This window comes from Streptomyces sp. NPDC101166, assembly GCF_044768125.1.
Lineage (GTDB): Bacteria > Actinomycetota > Actinomycetes > Streptomycetales > Streptomycetaceae > Streptomyces.
This window is the reverse complement of sequence record NZ_JBIWPF010000116.1, coordinates 1-1,444: the sequence shown is the minus strand read 5'-3', so window position 1 is coordinate 1,444 and position 1,444 is coordinate 1. Positions and strand designations below refer to the sequence as shown.

Here is a 1,444-nt window from a genome sequence, read left to right as displayed (position 1 = left end):
CTGCGGCGGCTGCTTCAGGCACGTGGGATATGAAGAGCTGATGATTGTATTGTCAAGGTATACAACCTAATTCAGCTATCCGACTTCTAGGGTCGGGGCGCGGCCGCAAGGCTGCGCTGAATTTCGCTATCGGTGATCGATGGTGCGGCGGCCGATGGCGGCGCTCAGTGCGTCCAACTCCGCGAGTACATCGGTTGCGGCCCAGACGCGGTTGCGTTGACTGTCGGAGAGGATCTCGAGGATCCCGGCGTCGGTCAAGCGTCCCAGAGTGCGGTAGGTGCTCGTATCGGTGGTGCCCGTGATCCGTTGTGCGGTGTCGGCGTTGAAGATCGGGGTTTCGAGAAGCGCGGCGAGGATGGTCTCGTCGGCGGAGTTGGCTCTCGGGCGGGCGATGTCTCGCCACCGTCTGGGCAGGTCGGCGAGAGCCATGGCGGAGTCCTGGGCGGCTTCGCTGGCGTGGATTGCGCCCACCGCCAGATACTCGACGAACGCGTTGACGTCGCCATCGCGAAATCGATTGAGGTGCATGAAGTATCGGCTTGTGTCGGCCAGCATGACCGAGGCGAGCGGGACCGTGACACGGCGGGTGAGGCCGCGGCGGCGCAGGACAGCACTGATCAGGGCTCGTCCGATGCGTCCGTTCCCATCGGTGAACGGGTGGATGGACTCGAACTGTGCGTGTGCGATGGCGGCTTGGGCGAGGATCGGCAGATCGTCGCGGTTGACGAAGTCGAGTAGGTCGGCGATCGATTCGGCCACCAGGTCCGGGGGTGGTGGGACGTGTGCGGCGTTGATCGGTGTGTAATCGCTGCCGCCAACCCAGTTTTGAACGTCTCGCAGTTGGCCGGAATCCCGGGCGGTGTAATAGTCGGTCGCCATCAACAACCGATGGGCGTCGAGCAGGTCTTCGAGCCCGATCTCGCCCGAGCCGGCTGCGTCGACCATGGCGATCAGGGCCTTGACAGCCGCCAGTTGGGATTTCGCCTCGTCGCTGGCCTTGCCGCCGGCGACAGCTTTGCCGAAGGCCCGCCAGCCCGCATCGATGTGTTCGATCTTCGAGGAGGCGACGGACTCGCTGCGGAGTAGGAAGTCGGCCAGCGGTGCCAGATGCTCGCCGAATCCGGCCTCGAGTCGAGCGATCGCGATCAATGCTGCCTCGTGTGCACGGGCAACGGGCCCGGTCGGGTCGTAGTCGAGCTCGCCGATCCGGGGAGGAATCGTGACAGCGATCCGATCGAGGGTTCGGTCCGCCTTCGAACCTTGGCGGCGGCGGGAGGTCCATCCACGCTCTTCGATCCGGTGCTGTGGCCAGTCCATACGGTCTCCTTGGCAAAAGTTGACCTACTCTGCCATTACCATACTTTATTGGTATAAAAGTTTGCCAACTTCTTCGATTACTGCACTTTTGTTCCAAAAGTGCAGCAGCTGGCGTCAGATCCCGTCA

Annotated in this window: 1 protein-coding gene; it reads right to left on the bottom strand. The window is 62.8% G+C overall.

The window, feature by feature from the left end:
• Positions 1-126: 126 nt before the first annotated feature.
• Positions 127-1,317: a Fic family protein gene (locus tag ACIRS4_RS36875; RefSeq protein WP_404204428.1), complete on the bottom strand. Its 1,191-nt coding sequence runs from the start codon at positions 1,315-1,317 to the stop codon at positions 127-129.
• Positions 1,318-1,444: the final 127 nt, after the last annotated feature.

Coding starts and splice junctions, on each gene's coding strand:
- ACIRS4_RS36875 (WP_404204428.1), bottom strand. CDS start 1,317: ATGGACTGGCCACAGCACCGGATCGAAGAGCGTGGATGGACCTCCCGC.